Origin of the sequence: Mesorhizobium sp. M1050 (assembly GCF_040318715.1) — a bacterium.
Lineage (GTDB): Bacteria > Pseudomonadota > Alphaproteobacteria > Rhizobiales > Rhizobiaceae > Mesorhizobium.
The window spans coordinates 1-24,856 of sequence record NZ_JAMYMV010000066.1; the positions used below are offsets into that span (position 1 = coordinate 1).

17 protein-coding genes are annotated in these 24,856 nt (G+C 62.3%); 14 read left to right on the top strand and 3 right to left on the bottom strand.

The features are described 5' to 3' along the window. Positions 1–3,489: beta strand repeat-containing protein (locus NKH57_RS26865; protein ID WP_352948818.1), on the bottom strand; the 3,489-nt coding region annotated here is incomplete at its 3' end. Between the two features lie 29 nt (positions 3,490–3,518). Further along, positions 3,519–4,706, bottom strand: a complete 1,188-nt coding sequence (locus tag NKH57_RS26870; protein ID WP_352948821.1) for a TIGR03032 family protein — start codon at positions 4,704–4,706, stop codon at positions 3,519–3,521. 82 nt (positions 4,707–4,788) lie between these two features. Here NKH57_RS26870 and NKH57_RS26875 point away from each other — a divergent pair, with 82 nt between their 5' ends. Beyond that, entirely contained in the window at positions 4,789–5,073 is a 285-nt protein-coding gene (locus tag NKH57_RS26875) for a hypothetical protein (RefSeq protein WP_352948823.1), read from the top strand. Between the two features lie 588 nt (positions 5,074–5,661). Here NKH57_RS26875 and tssH read toward each other — a convergent pair. Further along, positions 5,662–8,442, bottom strand: a complete 2,781-nt coding sequence (tssH, locus tag NKH57_RS26880; RefSeq protein WP_352948825.1) for a type VI secretion system ATPase TssH — start codon at positions 8,440–8,442, stop codon at positions 5,662–5,664. 319 nt (positions 8,443–8,761) lie between these two features. Between tssH and tssA the strand changes: the two genes are divergently transcribed. From tssA to tagF, 13 genes are read left to right on the top strand one after another with little or no spacing between them, the layout of a single operon-like run. Continuing rightward, complete coding sequence (gene tssA / locus NKH57_RS26885) at positions 8,762–9,931, top strand: type VI secretion system protein TssA (protein WP_352948828.1); 1,170 nt, start codon at positions 8,762–8,764, stop codon at positions 9,929–9,931. A 6-nt stretch (positions 9,932–9,937) separates the two neighbouring features. After that, entirely contained in the window at positions 9,938–10,477 is a 540-nt protein-coding gene (tssB, locus tag NKH57_RS26890) for a type VI secretion system contractile sheath small subunit (RefSeq protein WP_023758845.1), read from the top strand. 3 nt (positions 10,478–10,480) lie between these two features. Beyond that, positions 10,481–11,986, top strand: coding sequence for a type VI secretion system contractile sheath large subunit (gene tssC / locus NKH57_RS26895; protein ID WP_023758846.1), 1,506 nt, complete (start codon positions 10,481–10,483; stop codon positions 11,984–11,986). A gap of 46 nt (positions 11,987–12,032) precedes the next feature. Beyond that, positions 12,033–12,494 carry an Hcp family type VI secretion system effector gene (locus NKH57_RS26900; RefSeq protein ID WP_023758847.1) on the top strand — a complete coding sequence of 154 codons (462 nt, stop codon included), beginning with the start codon at positions 12,033–12,035 and terminating at the stop codon, positions 12,492–12,494. Then, positions 12,481–13,236 (top strand): type VI secretion system baseplate subunit TssE, encoded by a 756-nt coding sequence (gene tssE / locus NKH57_RS26905; protein ID WP_352486073.1) that lies wholly within the window; start codon positions 12,481–12,483, stop codon positions 13,234–13,236. Before NKH57_RS26900 ends, tssE begins: the two co-directional genes overlap by 14 nt. A 1-nt stretch (position 13,237) precedes the next feature. Next, positions 13,238–15,112: a type VI secretion system baseplate subunit TssF gene (tssF, locus tag NKH57_RS26910; RefSeq protein WP_352948831.1), complete on the top strand. Its 1,875-nt coding sequence runs from the start codon at positions 13,238–13,240 to the stop codon at positions 15,110–15,112. Further along, on the top strand, positions 15,076–16,143 hold the full coding sequence (tssG, locus tag NKH57_RS26915; protein ID WP_352948833.1) for a type VI secretion system baseplate subunit TssG: 1,068 nt from the start codon (positions 15,076–15,078) through the stop codon (positions 16,141–16,143). The genes tssF and tssG overlap by 37 nt, the downstream gene beginning before the upstream one ends. Continuing rightward, a complete protein-coding gene (gene tagH, locus NKH57_RS26920) occupies positions 16,140–17,612 on the top strand; it encodes a type VI secretion system-associated FHA domain protein TagH (RefSeq protein ID WP_352948836.1) in 1,473 nt (490 codons plus the stop codon). The genes tssG and tagH overlap by 4 nt, the downstream gene beginning before the upstream one ends. A 3-nt stretch (positions 17,613–17,615) precedes the next feature. Continuing rightward, positions 17,616–18,068 (top strand): type VI secretion system lipoprotein TssJ, encoded by a 453-nt coding sequence (gene tssJ, locus NKH57_RS26925; protein WP_352948837.1) that lies wholly within the window; start codon positions 17,616–17,618, stop codon positions 18,066–18,068. Positions 18,069–18,107: 39 nt separating this feature from the next. Next, on the top strand, positions 18,108–19,442 hold the full coding sequence (tssK, locus tag NKH57_RS26930; RefSeq protein ID WP_352948840.1) for a type VI secretion system baseplate subunit TssK: 1,335 nt from the start codon (positions 18,108–18,110) through the stop codon (positions 19,440–19,442). 4 nt (positions 19,443–19,446) lie between these two features. Further along, complete coding sequence (icmH, locus tag NKH57_RS26935; protein WP_352948842.1) at positions 19,447–20,769, top strand: type IVB secretion system protein IcmH/DotU; 1,323 nt, start codon at positions 19,447–19,449, stop codon at positions 20,767–20,769. 1 nt (position 20,770) lies between these two features. Further along, a complete protein-coding gene (gene tssM, locus NKH57_RS26940; protein ID WP_352948845.1) occupies positions 20,771–24,307 on the top strand; it encodes a type VI secretion system membrane subunit TssM in 3,537 nt (1,178 codons plus the stop codon). Next, a complete protein-coding gene (gene tagF, locus NKH57_RS26945; RefSeq protein WP_352948847.1) occupies positions 24,304–24,831 on the top strand; it encodes a type VI secretion system-associated protein TagF in 528 nt (175 codons plus the stop codon). Before tssM ends, tagF begins: the two co-directional genes overlap by 4 nt. Positions 24,832–24,856: the final 25 nt, after the last annotated feature.

Consider the following 24,856-nt stretch of genomic DNA (forward strand, 5'->3'; position numbering starts at 1 on the left):
ATCGCCGCGGAACGAAACGCCAAGCAGGCCGCCGCGCAGGTCGAAACGGGTACGTTCGCCCAGCATGAAGATGTGGCCGACCGATCCCGTGACCGCATAGCCCTTGGTATCATAGCTGCCGGTGGTGCCGAGCACGCCGTTCGTCACGTCGCTTCCGCCGATGAAGCCGGAGGCGGAGACCAACGCGTAGTCGACGCTTTTGCGAAACAACACGTAGCCGCCGAACATGCCAGCCTTGTTGGTACCTTCGCCTATGGCATCAAATCCCCGGAACGCGCCGAGGTTGACGTCGGTCGAGGCATAGCCGGCGAAAACGCCGATGTTCAGACCATACTCATTGTCGAACTGGAAGTGTTTGGCGGCATTGAAATCCAGGCTGACGGCGGCCGAAAAATCATTGGCATCGAAGCTCGGGCCGGGGCCGTTCAAACCACCGCCACTGATGTCGTAGCCGTCATGCTCGGTATGGGCGAACTGGCCTGAGGCGAAGACGCCGAAGCTGGACGAAACCGGCACCATTGCACCCCCGGTTGCGGGCGAGAGGTTGAGGTCAGCATCGAGCGCGTCGCGGTTTATGCCGTAGAGAGCGTCGATTGCCACCGTGACCGCGCCGGCGTTGGTGGCGCTGGTGGGCGCCGCCGCTATGCCGAAATTGGCCGGCGTGGCACGCAGGAACAAGCCACCATTCGGGCCGGCTACGACCTGATAGGTGAAAAGCGAGCCCGGCGTGCCGGGAATGCCCACGACGTCGAAGGTCCCGGCAATCGGTCCGCCGGTCGAGACGATCAGCGGGATATCGGTCGCCTGGGCGAATTGCGGCGTGCCCAGCAGATTGACGATGATGGTGTTGGCGCCGGTGGCCGAAAACGCGCTGGCAACGAGTTGATCCGCCTGCACCGTCTGCTGGTTGATGTCGAGGCCGATGCGGGCGCCGTTGAGGGTTAGGCCGCCGAGCGTCGTCAACACGTCGTCGGCGAAACCGTCCGTCATGTCGATCAGCGAATTCGTCGCGATGATCGAACCAGACATGGTGAAGTTGCCGTTGATGAACAGCGTTGAATTCGTCGCGATGATCGAACCCGGCATGGTGACGTTGCCGTTGATGAACAGCGTCGAGCCATTGCCGAGGTTGAGCTGGTTGATGCCTTGCGTGCCACCGCTGAAGCGGAGCGTGGAAGCGTCGGCCGAAAAATTGTCGAAGCCGGCAAAGTTCTGGCTCTTGCCGCCGGCCGCGAGGTCGGTGCCGGTGACGGTGCCGTTGGCGCCCGTGCCGCTGAACAGGACTCTGTCGGCAAGGTTGAGCGGATCGACCGCGCCGACATTATCAATAATCAGCGTGTTGGCGCCGAGGCCGGTGATGTTGCCGTCAATCGTGCCGCCGGAGAGATGGACGTGGTCTGCGTCGATGCCACCCTCGATTGTGCCGCCGGAAACTGAAACTTGGTCGAATCCGGCACCGCCGCTGACATTGCCGTGGATGGTGCCGCCGGAGACCGCTACGATTTCATCACCGTCGTCGCCAGTTACGTTCCCAGTGATGGCGCCGCCGCTGACGGTCACTTTATCGTCGCCCGCCCCGCCGACAACATTGCCGGCGATCGTGCCGCCAGCAACGCTGACCGCGTCCGGGCTGGCCGAAAGCAGGATGTTGCCGGTAATGACGCCCCCCTGCTGGTTGATTGTGCTGGCACCCGCGCCGGTAAGATCGATTGCGGTGCCCCCAGTGCCGGTGATTGAACCGGCGTTCGTGATCGTAGCCGAGCCTGCCGTGTTCGCGAGAATACCCGTTGCACCTGCGATTGAACCGGCATTATCCACGCCCGCTGCGCGGCCCGTGCCGGACACAAGCTCGACGCCGACCGCGGAGCCGCTTACCGTCGCGCTATCTTGCACCGTAACCGTAGTGGCCGAACCAGTGGCGGCGGAGTCGTTGCGTGCGTAAATGCCCGAGCCGCCATTTCCCGTCACCGTGCCATTGGCGGTAATAGAAAGCGCACCAGTGCCACTGTGTCGGGCGTAGATCCCGGCTTCCCCACCCCTCACGTCCGCCACTTCGATCGTAAGGTCGGTGGCGCCGCCGTATGTCACGGCATGGATGCCATCATCAGTCGTCCCAGTCACAGTGCCAGTGGTGGTGATTGCCAGTGCGCCACTGGCACGGTGTTCGGCAAAGATGCCGTACGCCCCACCGCTCACATCGATCGCCTCGATCGTCAGGCCGGTAGCGTTGTCGTCGGTCAAGGCAAAGATGCCCCCGGAATCAATCCCTCCCGTCACCGGACCGCTAGCGGTAATGGTGAGCGCGCCACTGCCGTGGTGTTCGGCGAAGATGCCGATGTCGCCGCTCACATCAGCAACGTTGATCGTGAGGCCGGTAGAGTTGACGCCCGTAAAGGCAAAAATACCACTCGCATACGTCCCCCTCACGGTGCCGACGGCGGTAATCGAAAGGACGCCAGTGCCTTCCTGGTCGGCGCCGATGCCCAGACCACCGCTCACGTCCCCGGCGGCGATCGTGAGATCGCCGCCATAGTTTCGTGCGTAGATGCCTCCAGTGAAAGCGCCGGTCCCCCCTGTCACGGTACCGGTGGCAGTAATGGAGAGGGCGCCGGTGCCGTGATGTTCAGCGGAGATGCCATAGATCCCGCCGGACACATTAGCCGCCTCAATCGTCAGATCGGTGCTGGAAATAACGTCGGACAAGGTACGGGCATAAATCCCGTCTCCCGCCGTTCCCGTTACCATACCGGTTGCAGTGATCGACAGTGCGCCTGTGCCGTAGTGTTCTGCGTGTATGCCGGATGTTCCGCCGGACACATCAGCCGCCTCGATCGTCAGATCGGTGCCCCCGGAGTTACTGGCATAGATGCCGTATCTGCTGGTCCCCGTCACCGTACCTGTTGTAGTGATCGAAAGGGCGCCGATTCCATTGTTCTGCGCGGTGATACCGTCCGATGCGCCGTTAACGCTCCCCGCTACGATTGTTAAATCCGTGCCAGGGATATCGGAGCCATATTCAGAGCCATAGTAAGTGCCATTGCGGGCGAAAATGCCCGTGCCACTAGTGCCGATGACTGCACCCGTGGCAGTGATCGACAGTGCCCCCCCGCCGTTAACGGCGCTGACGCCGGTAGCGGCGCCAATAATGGTGGAGAAATTGGAGTCGGTGAATGTGAGTCCGCCAGTGCCGGTCAGAGTGAAGGCGTTTCCACCGCCGCCCTCACTGGAGGGCCTAGTGTCGATGCTGAAGCCACCGCCATTGACCGTCGTTACCGTCAGCGGCGTGCCGGTGAGTGTCTGCGTCGTCCCCGTCGCGTTGCTGCAGGTATAAATGCCGCCGGCGCCACTGCAGTTTGCGTAGGCGCGGCGCACATAGCCGCGATAGCCACCGACGAAGGCACTCGTCGCGAGCGCGCTACCGAGCACCAATCGGTTGCGCAGACTGAGCGCCGGCCTATCCGTATTTCCCAGTTTCGTCGCCTGGCTCATGATGGCCCCCGCTGCGTGTCAGCCTTTGGTCATTGGGTGGCCGGGGCTGGCACGACAGCCGCGGCAACTGAATCGTTCGATCGCAATTGCGGCAGCGCTCCACCCGGCGCATGGTTGATGACGGTCGCCGCGTCGGCTGAGCCCGGGCTTACCGCCATAGGGCAGGCCAAGCCGGGGATCACGGCAAGATCGTAGAGTTCAGCCACCTGGCCGTCGATGCGGAACCAGTCGACGCAGTTTCCCTTTTCCAGGTCGATGACCTGGATGCCGCACCACGGCTCTGAATCAGCCGTGGCGAGGCGAGCGTCGAGCGCCAGCCCCTCGAAGCGCTTGTAGCGCGGCTTGGAAAGACCCACGAAAGCGTAGCGGCCGTAAAAAGCCAGCCCGCGCAGGAAACCCGGGCAGAACGCGACTGGCTCGAAGCGGCCCATGCCGCCGTCCTTCGGCAGTTCCACGGTGCCGAACTCGCCGGTACCGGAGTTGAGCAGCCACAGTGCGCCGCGATGGAGGCGGGGCGAATGCGGCATCGAGAGCCCTTCGCACACGATCGTGCTGGTCTTGACATCGATCACGACGCCACCGTCGGCGCGCCGGTCGCGCCAGCCGTCGATTGTGTCGGAACGGCTGACAGCCGTGACGTAGGCGGGTCCGCCCTCGTGCATCGCCAGGCCGTTCAGGTGGCAGCGGTCTTCGTCCACCAGCGCCGAGACGAAAGGCGGCCGCCACACTTCCTCGAAGCTGTAGCGGTCTGATAGGGCAGCAAGGCAGTTGAAGCGCGTGTTGACGAATATGGGTTGGCCGGCCGCCCCTATGCCGACGTCATGCGCGTCGAGTTCCCCGGTGATGTGCACGGTGCGCGGCACGTAGCAGGCGTCAAAGATCCCATTGGCACGCTGGTGCGGTTCCAGCGCGTTGACGAAGCGCACGAGATGTAACCCCGCCGCGACCACGAGCGTTCCATCTGACGCGTGACTGAGTCCCATTGGCCGCAGAATCGGCGTCTGGTGGACGTTGAGCCCGCCAGTCTCCGGGTTGCGGCCGATGAGATAGAGCAGGCCGGATTGGTAAGAGGTAACCGCGAGCGCAACATCCAGCGCCTTCAACCGCGCCACCAGCCCGGCCGACATCGAATAAGTGAGATCGGGCGAGGCTTCGACCGGTTCGCTCTCTTCCGGAATGGGCTCGCCCGCAGCTTCGCCGCTTGCGCGCGCAGCCATGGTGTCGATCTCCACAAATCAACTAATTAGGAATGTATGGTCTAAGCTAACTAGAAATTTAGGAACGTATGACATCCAGCTAATGTATGATCTCAGCTTGACCCACAGGCAATCCTTAAATGGACTGGCAGAGATCATGACGGCGACGAACTTTGGCCTCTGTTGCTGTTTGGCAACGCCAAGACGGGAAGTTTACCGCTACGGCCAAACGCCTGCGGCACCCTACGTCCGCTACCAGCACGCGATCGACACGCTGGAACAACAGCTCGGTCTTTCGCTGTTCGATCGCGCAGCAGTCTCGGTGCGTCAGCCGGCCTTGCGGATATCTGTGACGATGGCTTCGGCTTCTTTCACGCCACTGCCGTAATGGACCAGAACCTGCGCGCCCATTCTGGCCGGTATTCGCGACGATAGGTCCAGGCGTCGTCCAGACCTCGTGAGGCGGACATCGGCACCTGTCGGCACGCAAAACCCACCGATTTGCACGCCATTCTAGGCCATAGCCTTACGTGATACCGATGGTTCTTTATATCCAGCGCTCCACGGTTTGATAAACTCAACCTACTTGGAAACGAGGACGAAGGGGCAGACAAGCGCAGCGACGTGGAGCAGTGCAGAAACCGCCGAGACTACGCTATTGCCGCCGCCTCCCCTTACTCCAACTCATTTGTTAAAACAGCATATAACCAGTTGAATCGCTGTTGTCTCCAGAGTCGTGCAGACTGCGACATCAAGACCATCAAGAAGTTACTATCTTAAAACGAAAGTCGCCACGAAAATATTGGAAAATTTCGTCAACTATTGGGTTCAATCCGACGATTTGCCTACTCCCCGACATCATCATGTTGCCTATTTGGGCCGAGATGAAGCGGCAGGCATGGGGCTTCCGTGCCTTCAAATCGTGAAGCCGGCTGGCATACCTGCCTAGAAAACCGAAACATCGTCATCGGCATTCCTACTCGAAGGAATAGGTGAAGCCCTCCCTGGAGGCACCGACGGTTACCTTTGTCATCTTTTCACCCTCGAGCGACCGGTTCAGCACCCCGCGGCTCAATTCCGGCAGAAGCGTATTGGTCAGGATAGCATCGATCATCCGTCCGCCGGATTCGATCTCGGTGCAGCGGGCCTTGACCAAGTCCATGACACCATCGCCGATCACCAGTTCCGCGTCGTTGGTTGCACGCAGCCGGCGAGCGATCTTGGCAAACTGGTGACGGGTGATCGCTTCGATCATCGAATCCGAGAGCGGATAGTAAGGAATGGTCACCACCCGGCCGAGAAAAGCTGCGGGGAAGACCTTCAGCAGCGGGCTGCGCAGCGCGGTGTCCAGATCGTCGAGCCCTGCCCGCAACGTACCATTTCTGGTCCGATCCATGATCACTTCGGAACCGACGTTCGAGGTGAGCAGGATCAGTGTGTTCTTGAAATCGATACGCCGGCCTTCGCTGTCGTCCATCATGCCCTTGTCGAAAACCTGGAAAAAGATCTCGTGCACGTCCGGATGCGCCTTCTCGACCTCGTCGAGCAGGATCACCGAATAAGGCTTGCGGCGGACGGCCTCGGTCAGGATGCCGCCCTTCCCGTAGCCGACATAACCAGGCGGCGCCCCCTTCAAGGTAGAGACCGTATGCGCCTCCTGGAACTCGGACATGTTGATCGAGATGAGGTTCTGCTCGCCCCCGTAGAGTGTTTCGGCCAACGCCAATGCGGTTTCGGTCTTGCCGACGCCCGACGGACCGCAGAGCAGGAACACGCCCACAGGTTTTTCCGGCGCGCCGAGCCCAGCGCGGCTGGTCTGCACACGCTTGGCGATCATCTCCATGGCGTGATCCTGGCCGACCACGCGTTCGGAAAGGGTAGCGGCGAGGCGCAACGCCTTTTCGGTCTGGCTTGACAGCATCCGCCCGGTCGGGATTCCCGTCCAATCCTGAACGACCGCGGCCACGGCGTTGCGGTCGACCGACGGCAGGATCAACGGCGTTTCGCCTTGCGCCTCGGCCAGTTCGGCCGTCAGTTCGCGCAGCCGGACGAGATCGGCGGGCGGATCGGGCGGAAGGGCATTGGCCGTCGGTGCTATCTCCATGTCCGCTTTGGATTCGAGCGGTTCGGTGTTGGGCGTTTCGGTCTTGGGCAGCCCGGTCTCAATCGCGTTCGCGGCATCGGTATGGGTCTGCGGCGTCTCCACCGCATCGAGCGGCACACCTTCGCCGCGCAGCCTGGCGCGCAATTCCAGAATTTCGGCGACAAGCGCCTTTTCACGATCCCAACGTTGCTGCGCGGCGGCCAGCGTGACCTCGGTCTCGGCAAGCCCGGTGTCGACCCGAGCCTGACGCTCGGTTACCTCGATGCCGATCGCAGCCTCGCGGCCGATGATGCCGCGCTCGACCTCCAGCGCCTGTCGGCGACGCATAATGTCTTCGACCTCTGCCGGCGTGGCGTGCTGCGATATGGCGACACGGGCGCAAGCGGTGTCGAGAAGGCTTACCGCCTTGTCGGGCAGTTGCCGTGCCGGGATGTAGCGATGCGACAGGCCGACCGCCGCCTCGATCGCCTCATCCAGTATCTGTACCTTGTGGTGCTGCTCAAGAACGCCGGCCACGCCGCGCAACATGAGAACGGCCACCGCCTCCGACGGTTCATCGATCTTTACCACCTGGAAACGGCGGGTCAGCGCCGGGTCTTTCTCGATGTGCAGCTTGTATTCGGCCCAGGTCGTTGCGGCGATGGTGCGCAACTCGCCCCGCGCCAGCGCCGGCTTCAGGAGATTGGCCGCGTCGCCGGTTCCAGCGGCGCCACCAGCGCCGATCAAGGTGTGGGCCTCATCGATGAACAGGATGACCGGCGTTTCAGACGATTGAACCTCATCGATGACAGCCTTGAGGCGTTTTTCGAACTCACCCTTTACGCTTGCACCCGCCTGCATCAATCCGACATCGAGTATGCGTACACTGACGTTCTGCAGGCTGGGCGGCACGTCGCCCTCGGCGATACGCAAGGCAAAACCCTCGACGACTGCGGTCTTGCCGACCCCGGCCTCGCCGGTGAGGATTGGATTGTTTTGCCGGCGTCGCATCAAGATATCGACGATCTGCCTGATCTCCGGATCGCGGCCGACGACCGGATCGATCTTGCCGTTGCGAGCGCGCTGGGTCAGGTCGGTGGCGTACTTCGCCAGCGCCGAATCTCCGCCCGGAAGCCGTTTCGGCGCCTCTGCGGCGGAAACCGTAGTCGTGCCGCCCGCTTCGAGCGAACCTTCCGTGATATCGTCGAACCGTGCGATGACGGCGGCGGCGTCGATCCGGTCAAACTCGCCGCTGATCTTCGACAGCAGGCCTTCCAGCACCGGCGTCTTCAGGCAGGCAAGCAGAACATGGGCGCTGCGGACTTCCTCGACCCCGAACTCAAGCGTTGCCAGGTTCCAGGCTTCTTGGATGGCATGGAAGATATGGTCGGAAAATTCCTCGATCGACGTTGCGCCGTAAGGCAGCTTGTCGACGGCGCGGGTCATATCGGCCGTGAGCCGGCTCGCATCCACTCCCGCATCGGCGATGATCATTTGAACATCCGACCGGTTCGTTAGCACCAGTTGCTCGATAAAGTGGACGAGTTCTACGTAAGGATTGCCGCGCAGTTTGGCGGTGTCGGCTGCGGCCTTAAAGGCACGCACGCCGACAGAATCGAGCTTGCCGACCAGTTCCTTGCGTTTGAAGGTCTGCGATGACCGGCGCGGCTCCATCGAACTTGCTCCTGCAATCTGCCAGTCCGTAACCTGCCACATAAGCCGTCACTTGACAAAGCGCGTGATGGACGGCGCCTCAATGCCCGGTCAGCCGAATTCTTTGTTTGAGCGAGGTCTCGCACCAAAGGCCGCAAACAACCATGGAATGCGCACGTCTATGCGAAGCATTTGCCATACAGGTACGGCAAGTCGCACCATGGATTGGGCATTCGTTTAGCTTCTGTAATTTTTGAGCAGTTGTTGAATTGTCGTAATGTGCGGCGGTGTGATAACGTGGCGTCAACTACGGTCTCGAGGGCCGACGCTGGGGGATTGTGTGATTAATATCGCACTCTGGCTTACTCCGCTTGACGGTGAAAATCCGTCAGGGGTGGATTTGCGCAACGACCCGGCTTTTCATGAACTGGAGCGTTTGACAGAACAGCAGAAAAAGGTCGAGTTCCAAGGCAGCAAAAACACGGAAATCGCCGTTCCGGTCGACTGGCCCGCCGTCCTCACCATGGCCGAAGAGCTGCGCTCACACGGCCGAGATCTGCGCCTTCTCGTCATTGTCACGCGTGCGTTGGCCAACGAGCACCAGCTGGCCGGGCTGGCTGACGGCCTAACCCTAATCGCGCAAACCTTCGATCAGCATTGGGCGACCATGCACCCCGCACTGCGTTCAGGCGCCACACCGCGGGACGCTGCCCTACGCCGCATCAATGCGCTTACTGACCTTCAGAATGGCCAGGATGGTCTGCTCAAAGATTTGCGGAAGATGACATTCTTTGCTCCGCGCGCCATTGGGCCGATCCTGGGCGAGGATCTGGAGAAGGGTTCGCTCGACGAGCGGGTCATGCTTCAGGAGGCTGCTTCGGGTTTAAACACGGCAGAAAAGGCGAAACTGGCAAGCGAGCACGGGCAGTTGTTGAACCGGGTGCGCAGCGCGTGCGCGGCTCAGATCGATCAGGCTGGGGCGGAAATGACTGCGCTCATCGCCGATGGACGCGCCGCGATCGCCGCCCTCGATGCCGTCGAAGCCGCCCTCAATGCTCGTCTCGAAGGCAGCGGTGGCGCTACCGTTCCAGACTTGAAACGGTTTCTGCAACGTTTGCAGACGACGCTCGAACGAAATTCGACTGCCGGCCCCGTGGCTAATGGCGTGGCCAAGCCACCGACGCTGGCAGAACCTGCAACGCCTGCTCGAAACGGTCATGGAGCCGATGCGATGGCAAGTATGGCAAGCTACGCGGAGCCGAGCACGGGGCTTCCCGACCGGATTTCCTCGCGCGACGACGTGGTGAAATGCCTCGACCTCGTCGTCGCCTTCTACGACCGCACCGAACCGTCGAGCCCGATTCCGCACCTGGCTCGGCGCGTACGCCGGATGGTGCATATGGATTTCGTTGAACTGATGGAAGATCTCGCCCCGTCTGGGCTGAAGGAATTCAGGCTGCTTGCCGGCGTTCCCGATGCCAAGAAGACGGCTCAGAAGGATGAAAGGTAACAACACATGCCAGCCGAAAGCAAAGCGAAGGTCATCGAACGAAACCGCGCGCCGCGAGTGCAGATCGCCTACGATGTGGAAACCTACGGCAGCCCGACGACGATCGAACTGCCGTTTGTCATGGGCGTGATGGCCGACCTTGCCGGTGCTTCGCAAACCAAGGAAGCGTCAAAGTCGGTGCTGGACCGCTCCTTTGTCGAGACCGACGCAAACCGCTTCCCAAAATTCATGGAGGCGCTCGGGCCCCGCGTCAAAGCCCGGGTGAAGAATACCCTGCCACAGGCCGAAGGCCAGGAGCGCGACGAAGAACTGGCGCTCGATCTCACCTTCAGCAAGATGGGTGATTTCGCCCCGGACAAGATCGCCGAGCAGGTTCCGCAACTGGCCGAGATCCTCAAGATGCGTCGTCAGCTTGAGGAATTGCTGGGCTTCATGGATGGCCGCGTCGATGCCGAAAAACGCATCGCGCAGCTTCTGAACAACGAACCGCTGCTTGGCAAGATCGCCAACCAGGCACTGTCGGATGACGACAAGGTTGGGGAATAAATCATGGCCGAACAGCAAAAGACCGCCGCAGTCGCCGCCGAGGCCGAGGCCATAGACCTTGGAGAATTCAGCGGACTCCTCGAGAAGGATTTCAAGGTCAAGAAGGACGACAGCGAGAAGCTGCAGCAACTCGTGCGCAATCTCGCGCTCGCGGCGCAGTCCCGTTCCGACACCACGACCATCTCGTCCAATGCGATCAAGTCGATCAAATCGCTGATCGCCGGCATCGACAAGATGCTGACGACCCAGGTCAACGAGATCCTGCACGCGCCGGAAGTGCGTGAAATGGAAGGCACATGGCGTGGCCTCTGGTATCTTGTCAACAACACCGAGACGGATCAGAAGCTGAAGATCCGGGTGATGAACATTTCCAAGGAACAGCTGGCCGATACGCTTGAAGACTATGAAGGCCAGATGTGGGATCAGAGCCCGATCTTCAAGAAAGTCTATACAGACGAGTATTCGATGCTGGGCGGCGAGCCGATCGGCTGCGTGATTGGCGCCTATGAGTTTTCCAACCACCCGCGCGACGTCGGCCTGCTGCGCAACATCTCGGGCATCTGCGCTTCGGCGCACACGCCATTTATCGCGGCCGCTTCGCCGCGCCTGTTCCGCATGGACAGCTGGCAGGAATTGCCGAACCCGCAAGACCTGCAGCAGATCGTCTCCAATCCGGCCTATGCCTCGTGGCAGTCGTTGCGCGAGAGTGAGGACGCTCGCTACATCGGCCTGACCATGCCCCGCGTCCTGGCGCGGCTGCCCTACGGCACCGATACCGTTCCGGTGAAGGGCTTCACCTTCGAGGAAGAGGTGCAGGGCGACCACAACAAATATGTCTGGATGAACGCCGCCTTCCCGATGGGCGTCAACATCAACCGCAGCCACAAGCTGTTTGGCTGGGGCACGCAGATCCGCGGCGTCGAGAATGGCGGCACGGTGCTCAACCTGCCGGTGCACAGCTTCCCGACCGATGATGGCTCGATCGCGATGAAATGTCCGACGGAAGTCGCCATCGACGACCGGCGCGAGGCGGAACTGGCCAAGCTTGGCCTGATGCCCATCCTGCACCGGAAGAATACCGATCTCGCGGCCTTCATCGGGGCCCACTCGCTGCAGGACGACGAGACACGAGCGGGGCGGCTGGTCGATCCCGATGCGCAGTCCAACGAGCGGCTGAGCGCCAACCTGCCCTACCTATTCCCGGTCTCGCGCTTTGCGCACTACCTCAAGGCCATCGCGCGCGACAAGGTCGGCTCGTTCAAGGAGCGCTCCGACATGCAGATCTGGTTGACCGAGTGGATCAACCGATACGTGCTGGCCAACCCGGCCTTTGCCGACGACAAGGCGCGCGCCAAGCGCCCGCTTGCCGCCGCCGAGGTTCAGGTGGACAGCGTGGAGGGGCGGCCGGGCTACTACAATGCCCGCTTCTATTTGCGCCCGCATTACCAGTTGGAGGGCATCAACGCCTCGCTCCGACTGGTGTCGGAACTACCGTCCGTTAAGACTTGATTTGCAGCAACAACATCCTGGTTTTTGAAAGCGGTGGAGAAACACAATGCCCACGACTACAAAAATTGATGGCTTTCTGAAGGTTCCCGATATCAAAGGCCCCAGCACCCGCGACGGGCACGAAGATGAGATCGAAATTCATGGCGTCGACTACAAGATGGTCGCCCCCTATGATCCGAATTCGATCTCGCGCCGTGGCCGCGTGAACATGGGCATGATCAAGTTCACTAAACACTACGACAAATCCTCGCCCTACCTGAAAAAGGCGTTGTTCGACAACAAGGCCCTTGATGAAGTGGTGTTTTCGGCGCGCCGGACCATCGATGGCGAAAGTAAGGATTATCTGGTCATCACACTGAATGACGCCTTCGTCATGGAGTACGACATGTCGCAGGCCGAGGATGAGGAAGACCTGATCCAGGAAGAAGTCAGCTTCGCCTACAAGAAGATCAAGTTCGTCTATGACGGCAACGATGAAGCCGAAATGGATGTCTATGTCGGCAAGTGAGGTTCGGCAGCCCGGCGCGGGCAAGCGGCAGACCACCGGTAGCTTGCGGGCAAAAAGCGAAGCCGTCCAGCCATCGCTTTGGGATCGCCTCGTCAATGACCTGCCGGGTCTGACCTCGGAAATAGAGGGGCTGCGCCATTTCCTGCTCGACGAGCTTGGCGCGGACCGCCTCGACACACTCGTTGCCGGCAGCACGCGGGCCATCGACGCCGATACGGAACTGACACCGGATCAGAAACGCCGTCTGCATCGATTGGCCTTTCAGACCCAGCACCGCGTCGAGATCGAAAGCCGTGGCGTGGTGGTATCGGCCCGAGTGCTCAGGGAAGCGGTACGACGTGACATCGAGGCGCTCTTCAACACGGAGCGCTTCGAGGCCACACCGCTTCTTTCCGATCTGGAAAATGAACAGGTTTCGGACAATCCCCCTTCGCTTGCCGATTTTCCGGAGGTCCGCCGAAGCGTGGTCAATTATGGCGTGCCTTCCTTCTCGGGCCGCTCGTCCCGCGACTTCGATCGCGACGTGCTGGCGCGTGAGATCCGCACCGTGCTCGCCACCTTCGAGCCTCGCCTGAAGGAAAGCGCAACAAAGGTTACGGTCACGCTCGGCGACAAAACCGTTGGCCTGAAGATCGAGATAGACGCCGTGCTGATCATGACGCCGACGCCCGAACGCATGCGCCTGCGCACCACGATCAATCTCGATAACGGCTTGGCGCGGACCGAAATTAGGGACGCCTGAGATGGATCGAGTCTTCGTCGAATATTACGAGGAGGAACTGACCCATATCCGTGGCCTCGCAGCGGAATTCGCCGACATGCATCCAGCAGTGGCGCGCAACCTTTCCCTCGACACGGTCCCGTGTCCGGACCCATATGTCGAGCGGCTGCTGGACGGCGTCGCCTTCCTCGCCGCGCGCACCCGGCTGAAGGTCGACGCCGAGCGCTCGCGATTTTCACGCAGTGTGCTCGATGTTCTCTATCCGGATCTGGTCACGCCGGCGCCGGCAACGGCGATGGTGGTGTTGAGACCCGGCCAGCAGGTCCAGACCATGCTCGCCGGCCACGTCGTCAAGCGCAACACGCGGCTGGTTTCCAGCCTGCAGTCCGGCCTGTCGACACGCTGCACTTTCTCTACCGCGCAAGAAATGACCCTGTGGCCGATAGGGATTACTTCGGTCAGCTATTTTCAGGATCGCAGTGCGATGGCGATGGCCGGCATAGGGCCGATCGGCGGCGTCGGCGGCGAGGCGGCGCTCCGCATCACGCTGGCCCGGACCGGAAAAGGCAAGCTCGACGAACTGGCGCTCGACCGACTCGACCTCTATTTTGCCGGGCGCACCAAGGCGCCGCTGCTGTTCGACGCGATCTTCGGCGCCTGCACGGCTGCCGGCGCACGACCCGAAGGCAAGACCAACCCGTTGTCGGCCTTGCCGGTACCCGCAATGGTCGGCATCAGCGACGACGAAGCCTTGATGCCGCGCACGCGCCCGACATTCGAAGGGTACCGCCTGCTGCGCGAATACTTCATGATGCCCGAACGCTTTCACTATGCGCGGCTTTCGGGGCTGCAGCCCATCGTGCGCAAATGCGCGGCCGGGCTTGAGATCATCTTCCTGTTCAGACGCGCGGCGCCTGAGTTGGCCGATCTGACGCCGGCGGACTTCGAACTTTTCGCCACGCCGATCATCAATCTGTTCGAACGCGAGTGCAACGTCGTCGAAGTCGATGCGCGCAAGACGCGGCAGGTGTTGCATGCGGACCGGACGCGGGCGCGTGACTTCGAAATCTATCGGGTCAACCGCGTCGAGGACGCCGACAGTGAAGGCAACGACGCCGAAATCCCCGAACTCTTCAGCCTGGGTCAGAACCGCGGTAGTGGCTGGGTCTATTCAATCGAGCGGCGCCCACGCCGGGCGACGGAAGAGGAGCGCCGCGACGGCCTGACCCGCACGTCCTACACCGGGGATGACGTTTTCCTGGCCGTATCCCGGCCGCTCGCAAGCCCGACGACCCGGCCGCTGAAGCGTCTCGACGTCATGGCCCTTTGCACCAATCGTGATCTGCCGATCCTCGATGACAATCCGACCTTGACGCTAGAGGCCGGCGACCCGGTCGAAACTGTAAGGCTTCTTGGCGCGCTGCGTCCGCCGCAGCCAGCTATCCCCGCGGCACTGCCGGCTGGGGCCGACGGTGAATCGCGGGCCGACGATCTCGCCTGGCGGCTGGTGGCGCAGCTCGCGCTCAACTTTCTCAGTCTTGCCAAGGAAGGCCGCGGCATCGACCCCCTGCATGCGCTGCTCGACCTCTATGCCGATCGCGGCGATCCGAGCCTTGCCCGCAATGTGCATTCGATCGTGCGTATCGACTCGCAGCCGGTCATCGAACGTCTGCAAATCGATGGGCCGATGTGCTTCGGACGCGGTACCGAAGTGACGTTGCATGTTGATCAATCGGTCCTGGCCGGCCAAAGCACCTTGCTGCTTTCGGCCTTGCTGGCGCGGCTGTTTGCCCGTCACGCCGGGATAAACGGCTTCGTGCGAACCCGCACGCGGCTGCTGCAGAAGCAGGAGGATGTGCTATGGCCGATGACGCCCGGCAATCGCTACCTGATCTAGACAAGCCCGACCCGAACCGGGCCGAAGTTTTATCCGAGACGTTCGACTTTTTCGAACTGCTGCGCCGTCTCGAACAACGGAGCGGTCTGTTCGGCCATTCCGGCCGCCCTGACCGTGAGCCGGCACGGCTTGGCCAGCATGTTCGCCTCGCCTTTTCCGCACGGGATCTGGTTCAGTTCCGCGAAGCCAGCGACAGGGCGCCGGCCCGGGTCACGGTGGCAAATCTCGGTCTGTTGGGACCCGAGGGTCCAATGCCGCTGCATCTGACGCGCTGGGTGCTCGACCGCCTGTCGCAACGCTGGTTCGCCGGCGCCGATGCGCAGCTGACCAGCGACACAACGTTCGTGGACTTCGTCAACATTCTGCAGCACCGTATGATCGCCCTCTACTATCGGGCGTGGGCGGATGCGCATCCGGCCGTACAGGTCGAACGCGCGGTCGGCGGGCGCATTCGCGCCATGCTTGAAGCCATGGCCGGGATCGGACTTCCCGGCACCCAGGACCCCGATCTCGATACGGTGAAACTTCGCCAGGCGGCTTCGCTCGCCAATCAGGTCGACGGCCCGGAACGGCTGACGCTGTTCCTGGCGGAAGCGTTCAAGGTGCCGGTACAGATCAAGGAATTCATCGCCGCCTGGGTAACAGTACCAACCGGGCTCCAGACCCGTCTTGCAAAGGCCTTTGCGGGGCTCGGCAAGGGGGCGACGATCGGCCCGCGCGTTTTCAGCCGCCAAAGCAGGATTGAACTGCGTGTCGGCCCGTTGGGGTACGAGGAGTTCAAGGCGTTCCTGCCTGGCGGCCAGCGGCTCAAACTGTTCAAGCAGGCGGTTCGCGACATGGTCGGGGAATCGCTCGACGTCGACCTGCGCATCGTGCTTGCGCGTGAAGCCGTGCCGCCGCCCCGTGTCGGATCAGTTCAGCTCGGGCGGACCGCCTGGCTTGCGCGACCCGCTGAAAGGGGCGATGCTGACGACATGCGGCTGCGGACAATCGTCGGATGGCGGCCGGAAATGGCGGGGGTCGCGGCATGAGTCTGCTGCTGACGCTGGAAAAAGGGCCACGCACCCAGGCGGTACAGCAGACCCGGCTGGACGAGGGCGAGCTGGTGATCGGCCGCAGCGCGGACGCGGGCTGGCAGATCAACGATCCCGACATGTTCGTTTCGCGAGCGCATTGCAAGATCTCTGGCGGGCGAGATGGATATTTTGTCACCGACACGTCGAGCAGCGGATTGTTCATAAACGACTCCGACAGCCCGCTTGGTGCCGGTAAGTCGACGCGCCTTCAAAGCGGCATGCGGATGAGACTTGGCGACTACATCGTCCATGTCGACCTGCAAACGCCAGCCACTCAAGCACCCGCAGCCGGCCAGCCGGTTCCTGAACGCGCGCCGCCGGCGTCCCGGGCGCCGGTGAGCATCGGCCGCGATGACTTCTTTTCCGCCAAGGTCGAGGAAGAGCCGCGACGGCCACGTCCGGCCGATCTGCCGAACCCGTTCGAGCAGCCGGTTCCGGGCGCATTCGAACGTGCCAACTCCGACCAGCGCAACTCGCCCGGTTTCGATGACCCGTTCAGCCTCGATCCGGTTTCAACGCCCGTGTCGAAAAATCCCGCCCCTTATCGCGAACCGGGCGGCGCGACGAGCCAGGTGGACCCATTCAGCCTCGACCCGGTGCCGTCCCCCAGCCGCGGAGCCGAAGCCACTCCTGGAAAGCCGTCCCATTTCAATGATGATTTTGGTTTCGGACCAGCCGCGGCGCCCAGTTCGGCGAACGGCGCCAGTTCGACCGGACAGCGCGAGCGCATCGCCAAACCATCCCAATCCGCCAATCCCTGGGATTTGCCGGTGCAGCCGGCGGATGCCCCTCCTCCACCACGTGTGGGCGCTGCTCCCAAAGCCGCCCGCCCGCCAGCAGCGGCGCAGCCGGAGGAGATGGCGCTTCGCGCCGCGTTCCTGCACGGCATGGGTGTCGAGGAAGCCGAGTTTCCCGGACGCGACAGCATCGCGGAAATGGAGAAGTTTGGTCGCGAATACCGGCTGATGATGCAAGGCCTGATGCAGCTTCTGCGCAAGCGGGCTGAGGAAAAGGGAAACGCGCGCGTCGCCCAGACCATGGTCGGGCCCTCCGAAGTCAATCCGCTCAAGTTCCTGCCGACGGTCGATGACGCCATCGTGACGCTCATCGCTGATCGCAGCCCCGGATTTCTCGCCGGCGAAGCGGCAATCGCCGATGCGGTTCGCGATCTTGCGCAACATCACGTGCGCGCCTGGCGAGGCATACAGGCCGCCTTGCGGCGGATGATCGACCGTTTTGACCCGGCAGCGATCGAGGAAGAGCTGAAATCGAATTCCGCGATCGGCACCCTGCTCTCGGGTGGGCGGAGCGCCAAGCTGTGGGAGCTTTACCAGAAACGCCATCGCGAAATCGCTGAGAGCGCGGAAAAAAGCTTCCTTGGTGAAATCGGCGCTGATTTTCGAGATGCATATGAGGAGGAGTGAGACATGATCGATCGACGGGAATTTGTCGTTGCCCTGGGCGCGACAGGGCTGCTTGCGGCTTGCCAGAGTGGTCCGCCAAAACCATCGGTGATCACTGTCAACCTGACCGGCGGCGCCGGCATGAACCCGGGGCCAGGTGGCGGCGACCGGCCGGTGACGGTTCTCGTGATGCGGCTGAAAAGCACCGGCAAATTCAATTCCGCCGACTATTTCGCGCTGCAGGGGGATGCTGGCACGGCGCTGGCAGGCGATCTCATCGGATCCGATCAGATTTCCGTCGGGCCGGGAAAATCCGCGTCCAAAACCATCACTGTCGAGCCGGACGCGACGGCGCTGGGCTTCGTTGCACTGATCCGCGAGCCTGGCGGCAGGAATTGGCGGACAACCAAGTCGGTATCGCCTGGATCAAAATTCACGATCAATGTCACGCTTGGCAGCGGCGGCATTTCCGCCTAGCGGCCAGGGCAAGGGGAGCTCAATGCAGAGAGTAGCGGCATGAGCGATGCAAACAGGGTGCTATGGTCCGAAGGGCTTTTCCTGCGGACCCAGCATTTCCAGCAGCAGGATCGCTTCTTCGAGGCGACGGTGCGCGGCGCGTTGCAGGCCGGGCAATTGCATACGTTCGGCTTTCAACAGCTGACGCTTGACCAGGCATCGCTGGAGGCCGGCCAGATTTCGATTCTATCCGCACGGGGCATCTTTCCGGATGGGACACCTTTTTCCATTCCAGATATGATGGACGCGCCGCGACCGCTGCCGGTCACCCCGGACACGGGCGCCGGACCGGTGCTGATCGCCTTGCCGCTGGAGCCTCCGGGCGGTGTCGGCTTCGATCCGGCGCACGCCGCCGCCTCGGGAGCGCGATATCATGGACGGATCGTTTCGGTGCGTGACGCCGTCCAGGGCGGATCAGATCCTGAAGAAATCGAAATCGCCCGTCCGCAATCGCTGCTGCTGGCGCCCGGCAAGTCGGTGGGTGGCTATACAGCCTTGCCGATAGCCGACCTCAAGGGGGTTCGAGCTGATGGCGGCGTCTCACTAGACGAGACCTTCCTGCCACCAACATTGGTTACCGGCGCGGTCGCCTGGTATCGGCAATTGCTTCTGGAGGTCGTGACAGGCCTCGATCAGATCGCCGAGGCGCATGGCAAGATGGTCATGGGTGGGCCTGGGCGCAGCGTCGAAGATCTGCTGATGCTCAATCTCGCCAATGCGGCGCGTCCGCGGCTGGCCCACATGCTGGCGCAGGATGTCTTCCATCCAGCCGAGCTTTACCTGGAGCTTGCCGGCCTCGCCGGTTCGATGGCGACCTATGGCTCGAGCGCGCGGCGGCTGGGCGAGTTGCCCGCCTACGACCACATGGCCCCGGGGCCCGCATACATGGCTCTGGCGGATGCGCTGCGCTCGCTCATCCTCAGCCTGCGTTACATCGAGCCGAAATCGCGTGCACTGCCGGTCATGCGGCATTCGACCAATGTCTGGAAAATCCGCATCGACAATCCGAAGCTGCTGGTGGCCAGCCGGATCGTCATCCGGGTTGGTTCGGAGCTGTCGGAGGACGCGCTGCGCAAGATATTCGTCAATCAGGCGACTGTCGGCTCGGCCGACCAGTTCGAGGGCCTGTGGAAATCGCGTTTGCCCGGCATTCCGCTGAAGCCGCTTCATTCCCAACCGCGCGAGATTCCTTACGATGGCGATCGGTTATGCCTTGAGTTGGACCAGAAAAGTGAGCACTGGGCGTCGCTGCTCGATGCCCCCGGCTTCGTCATCGGCGTTTCGGGCGTGTTGCCAAGCGAGCCGCAGGTGGACTGCTATTCGGTGAACAGGTGAGATCATGAGCCGCGATGATCCTTTCGGACTGTCGGAGGATCGCGAACGCACTCGCATTCGATTGACCGGCGCGCCGATGCCGCGGCCGATGGCGCCACTCTTGCCAGGCGCGGTGGTAAAGCGCTCCCGCACCCATCCGAACGCACTCGTCAACGCATTCGCGGCCTTGCTCGAATTCGCTCCCGAGCTTGAAAGCGCGCTGGCGCCGGACAATCCGGAAGCTTTGCGCACCCGATTGCTCGAAGAACTGGTTCGGGCGCGCGATACGGCTATGTCGGCGGGATCTTCGATGGAGCGCGCCGACCAGGCGGCCTGGGTGGTGGCGGCGTTGCTCGACGATCTGGCCCTGAACACGCCATGGGGCGGTGCCAGCGCTTGGCCGCGGCAGCCGCTTGTGGTCATGCTGCGCGGCGATGTCGACGCCGGCACGCAGTTCTTCACGCGTCTCGACGAACTTGAGCGCCATCCCAACCGCGATCGCGAATTGCTGGAGCTGCAGTATGACTGCATGGCGCTCGGCTTCCGCGGCAAATACCGTGTGCCCGGCCGGTCAGGCGACCGCTCGCTCAATGCCGTTCGCGTGGCGGCGGCACGCTTCCTGCGCGATGCCGACGCCGAAGGCGCTCCACTGTCGCCAAACTGGAAAGGCGTGATCGCATCCGACGAGCCGCAGCGCTTCATTGTTCCGATCTGGGTCATGGCGCTCGGCGCGGCGGTTGTCGCCACGGCAATCCATGTCGGGCTCTCGATGGGACTGAGCAGCCAGGCGGTCGAGCTGTCCGCGCTTGTGCGCGCCTTGCCCCCGCCTGCACGCGGCGACATCAGCCGCACGTCGCCAAAGGTGGACGCCCCACCTCCGGAGAAAGTGGATTTTGCGCTCTTGCCGGAATTTCAGGCCGGGGCGCCGGCCGACCTCAGATCCGCCCTCAGCGGCACCGAAAGCGTTTCGCTGGCCAAGCTGATCATCCAGGGCTCCAACCCCGAACTGTTCCAGTCGTCGAGGCCACAACTGACCGAAGGCTTCGAACCGCTGATCGGGTCACTTGCCAAGGTGATCCTCGCCAATCAGGAGCTTATCGGAAACATCACCGTGGTCGGTCACACAGACAGCGTTCCGCTGCAAAAGACCAATCCGCTGTCGACCAACCAGCGACTGTCCGAGGCTCGCGCCCAGACGATTGCCGATATGCTGGTCCAGAACGGAGTGCCACGGGACCGCGTCCATTCCGAGGGCCGCGCGGCAACCGATCCAGTCGCCACCGACAGCACGCGCGAGGGGCGGGCCTTGAACCGCCGCGTCGAGGTGCTCGTCGAAAAGAGGTTGTGAGATGTTCATCCTGCGCTTCCTCTGGGCGGTCCTGACATCGCGCTGGCTGTGGACGCTGATCGGCCTCACTCTGCTTTCCCTGGTCATCTGGGTGTTCGGTCCGATCGTCAGGGTCGGTCCCTACGAACCGTTCGCCTCTGATAACGTGCGCATCGTCATCATCGCGCTGCTGGTCATCTTCTGGCTGATCTGGCTGATCGTTGCCCAGCGCCGGGCGATCCGCGCCAACCGCATGTTCGTCGCCGAGATTGCCGCGCCAGTGGTGGAAAAGCCGCTCAGCCCCGGCGAAGAGAATGTCGCGGCCGTCGGTGCCAAATTCGCCGAGGTGATGGCCGAACTGAAGCGCCGCAAACTGGGCGGACGAAAGTTTCTGCGCGAAATGCCGTGGTATGTGATCGTCGGGCCGCCGGCCACCGGCAAGACCACGGCGTTGCGGCAGTCTGGACTGAACTTTCCGATCGACCTCACCGACGACCTGCAGGGGGTCGGCGGCACGCGCAACTGCGACTGGTTCTTTTCCGAGAACGCCGTTCTGATCGACACCGCCGGCCGCTATGTCCAGCAGGAGAGCCAGCCCGATGTCGACGCGGCGGAATGGCTGGGCTTCCTCGATCTTTTGAAGAAGCACCGGGGTCGCCGCGCGCTCAACGGTGTGATCGTCGCGCTTTCGATCGACGTGCTTTCGGAGGGTGACGAAGCCATCAAGGCACACGGCCGCAAGATCCGCCGCCGGTTGGCCGAGCTCAACGACCGCCTCGAAATCCGCCTTCCAGTCTATCTGATGCTGACCAAGGCCGATCTGATCAAGGGTTTCGAACCGTTCTTCGGCGGTCTGTCCACCGCCGCGCGCGAGCAGGTATGGGGAACGACTTTCCCGCTGGATGCGCGCGTGGACGCCAAGACAGTCGAACGGGAGATTTCGACGCTGGCGACGCAACTCGAGCGGCGGCTTGTGCCACGCCTGGAGGACGAAGAGAAACTCGCCGCCCGTGCCGAGATTTTCCGTTTCCCGGCTCAACTCGCGAGTCTGTCCGAACCGATCCAGGTGCTGATCGAGGCGATGTTCGGTGAAAGCCGGTATGAAGAGGCTGCCTGGCTGCGCGGGCTCTATCTGACGTCGGCAACGCAGGAAGGAGCGCCGATCGACCGGCTGACCGCGGCGCTGTCTTCTTCCTTCGGCCTTCCGCCACGCCGGGCCCTGCCCGCGTCAAGGGTCGAGAAACGCAGCTTCTTCCTGAAGAACCTGCTCACCGAGGTCATCTTCAAGGAAGCGGGCCTGGGTACATTCGATCCGCTGGCGCAACGGCGCCGCGCCTGGATCTGGCGGGGTGCGGCGGCTGGATGTGCGGCAGCGGGGCTCTTGGCCAGTGCGGTGTTCACCTGGTCCTATTACGACAACCGCAATGCGATCTCTGCCCAGGCAGGCCAGTTCGAAGCGCTGCAGATGCCGCTGACCTCGGCTGCCGCAACGCAGGCATCGGTGGAGCAGCCGGCCATGGACACTGCGCTCAATGCGATGGACGCAGTCGCGAATGCCCGAACAGCCCCGCCCGGCGCCGCCCAGGACCTTCTGGGGCCATCGGCCTCGGCAGAAATGGTGCGGGCACAGACCGACACGTATGACCATGCCCTGCGAAATGTTCTCGAGCCACGCATGGTCGCCCTGCTCGAGGCCACCATGTGGCGGCAGATCCGCGATCCGGATTTCATGCTCGGCGCTCTCAAGACCTATCGCATGATGACGGGTCTGTCGCAGATGGATCCTGATTTCGCCCAGAACTGGTGGGTGAACAGCTTGCCCGAATTCGCGGCCGCGGCACCATTTCCGACCGCCGATGCCGAAGAGCATCAGCTTGCCGCCATCCGCCGCATGACGGTCGACGAGAGCTATGTCGCGCCCGACCAGGCCCTGGTTGCCGAAGCGCTGAAAACGGTGTGCACGATTTCGTTGCCGGCGCGTGCCTACAAGCAGTTGCTGGCGGATCCGGCAGTGGCGGAGCTCAAGGAATGGATACCGGCGAATTTTGCCGGCCCCAATGGCGGCAAAGTGTTTGCGCGGCGTTCCGCCAAGACACTTCGCGTCGGCATTTCCGGAGCCTTCACTTTTGCCGGCTTCCACGACGTCATTCTCGACCGCATCGACGATGTCGCCGCTCAGGCGGCGCTCGATCGCGCGGTTTTCGCCGGCGGTTGCTCGGAAAATTCCGAAACCTCGGTCTCGGCGCTGTCCGAGGATGTTCTCAAGCTCTACTATGACGACTACGTCGCGCAGTGGGACAGCTTCCTGCGCGACATGAGGCTGGCGCCGTTGACCGATCTCAATGTCGCCAGTGAAAATCTGAAGGATCTCTCCAGCGCCGATTCAGCCCTGAAGCGGCTGCTGACCGCGGTCGTTCAGGAGACCGAGTTGACGCGCTCCGATGAGGCGCCGGCCGACGACAAGACGGCAGCCAAGGGCGCTTCCAAACTGCTCGGCAAGCTTGGCAAGCTCGGCAAGCTGGCGACAAGCGGTGCGAAACTGCTTCCCCGCGCCGGGTCAGCCGGCGAGGTCGACCTGACCGGCAATCTGGTGGCCGAACATTTCAAGCCGCTCAAGAGCACTATTGCCGAAGTCGACGGCCAGCCGCCGGCACTCGATGCCGCCGTTGTCGCGCTGACCGCGCTGTCGAATGTTCTGCAGACGGTCACTGCGAACCCCAATCCGCAGGACGCCATCAAGAAGCAAGGCGGCCTTGCCGAATTGACGGGTGCGGTTGCCAGGCAAGCGCAGATCCTGCCCGATCCTATCAACGCCTGGTTGGGCGGCATTGCCGGTGACACCAGCAATTTGACCCAGAAGGCGGTCACTTCGGAGCTAAACGCCATCTGGCGGGCCGACATACTGCCTTTCTGCCAGGCTGCGCTGAACGACCGCTATCCCTTCAGCGCCGACAGCGCGGTGGACGTCAATGTGCGGGATTTCGCCAGGCTGTTCGGACCGGCCGGGCTGATCGACGGTTTCATCAACGACCACCTGATCAATTATGTCGACATGACCAGCCAACCATGGAAATGGCGCGCCGATTTCGGCCTCGATGCTTCGGCGCTGGCGGCGTTCGAGCAGGCCAGGCACATCCGCGACGATCTGTTTCCCGGTGGGACCGGACCGGTGATGAGCTTCACGCTCGAACCGAAGGACCTATCTCCAAACGTGACGCGCGTCACGCTCAATCTCGATGGCCAGAGCCTCGTCTATTACAACAACGCAACACGGCCGCAACCAATGACATGGCCCGGCAAAGACGGAACCGGGGTCATCTCGCTCGCCTTCCAGCCGATCGACGGATCGCCCGAAATCCTCCTCAACGAGACCGGCAGCTGGGCCTGGCTGAGGATGCTGCGTAGCGGCCGTTTCGCAGGCACTTCGCTGACTGATGTCTACAGCCTACGCCTGGGCACGAAGGGAATGTGGGCCGATTTCGAGCTCAAGGCGGCAAGCGTCGAAAACCCCTACAACCTGCAAATGTTCAAGAAATTCTCATGTCCACCGCAGATATGATCCTGCCCGGCTTCTACGGAAAAATGCCCGCTACCGGCGATTTCGCGACGCGGCGGCTGCCGGGCGACTTTGTGCGCCTCTGGGACCGCTGGCTGGCGCAGCACATCGTTCCGCTGATCGGGTCAGAATTTTGGCCAAGCACAACCGCGCTGCGCTTCTTGGCTGGCCCGGCTACCTTCGGCGCATCAGCAGGCATCGTTTTGCAGAGTGCCGACAGAGTTGGCAGACAATTCCCTTTAACCGTCGTTGCGCAGCTTGCTCAAGCTCCCCTTCGGCTGGCCGATGCCGAGGCGTGGTTTTCCAACATCGAAGAGGCGGCCATCGCCGCCCAACATGGCCAGCTAACGCCAGACGAACTGGATGCCGCGCTGGCCGAACTGCCCGTGCCGACTGTCGAGCCAGGCGAAGAGATCATCAGCGGCATGGTGATGTGGACAGCCCGTTCGGACCTTTTCGACATCGATCCGCAATCGCCGCAAGCGACGCTGGAACAGATTTTTGCAGCCAGTTGGGAGACCAGTTGATGCAGATATTGCCAAGACAATTGAA

Coding starts and splice junctions, on each gene's coding strand:
- tssJ (WP_352948837.1), top strand. CDS start 17,616: ATGATCGATCGACGGGAATTTGTCGTTGCCCTGGGCGCGACAGGGCTG.
- tssH (WP_352948825.1), bottom strand. CDS start 8,442: ATGGAGCCGCGCCGGTCATCGCAGACCTTCAAACGCAAGGAACTGGTC.
- tssC (WP_023758846.1), top strand. CDS start 10,481: ATGGCCGAACAGCAAAAGACCGCCGCAGTCGCCGCCGAGGCCGAGGCC.
- NKH57_RS26875 (WP_352948823.1), top strand. CDS start 4,789: ATGTATGATCTCAGCTTGACCCACAGGCAATCCTTAAATGGACTGGCA.
- tssK (WP_352948840.1), top strand. CDS start 18,108: ATGAGCGATGCAAACAGGGTGCTATGGTCCGAAGGGCTTTTCCTGCGG.
- tssF (WP_352948831.1), top strand. CDS start 13,238: ATGGATCGAGTCTTCGTCGAATATTACGAGGAGGAACTGACCCATATC.
- tagF (WP_352948847.1), top strand. CDS start 24,304: ATGATCCTGCCCGGCTTCTACGGAAAAATGCCCGCTACCGGCGATTTC.
- tssG (WP_352948833.1), top strand. CDS start 15,076: ATGGCCGATGACGCCCGGCAATCGCTACCTGATCTAGACAAGCCCGAC.
- tssE (WP_352486073.1), top strand. CDS start 12,481: ATGTCGGCAAGTGAGGTTCGGCAGCCCGGCGCGGGCAAGCGGCAGACC.
- tagH (WP_352948836.1), top strand. CDS start 16,140: ATGAGTCTGCTGCTGACGCTGGAAAAAGGGCCACGCACCCAGGCGGTA.
- NKH57_RS26900 (WP_023758847.1), top strand. CDS start 12,033: ATGCCCACGACTACAAAAATTGATGGCTTTCTGAAGGTTCCCGATATC.
- tssB (WP_023758845.1), top strand. CDS start 9,938: ATGCCAGCCGAAAGCAAAGCGAAGGTCATCGAACGAAACCGCGCGCCG.
- tssM (WP_352948845.1), top strand. CDS start 20,771: ATGTTCATCCTGCGCTTCCTCTGGGCGGTCCTGACATCGCGCTGGCTG.
- icmH (WP_352948842.1), top strand. CDS start 19,447: ATGAGCCGCGATGATCCTTTCGGACTGTCGGAGGATCGCGAACGCACT.
- NKH57_RS26870 (WP_352948821.1), bottom strand. CDS start 4,706: ATGGCTGCGCGCGCAAGCGGCGAAGCTGCGGGCGAGCCCATTCCGGAA.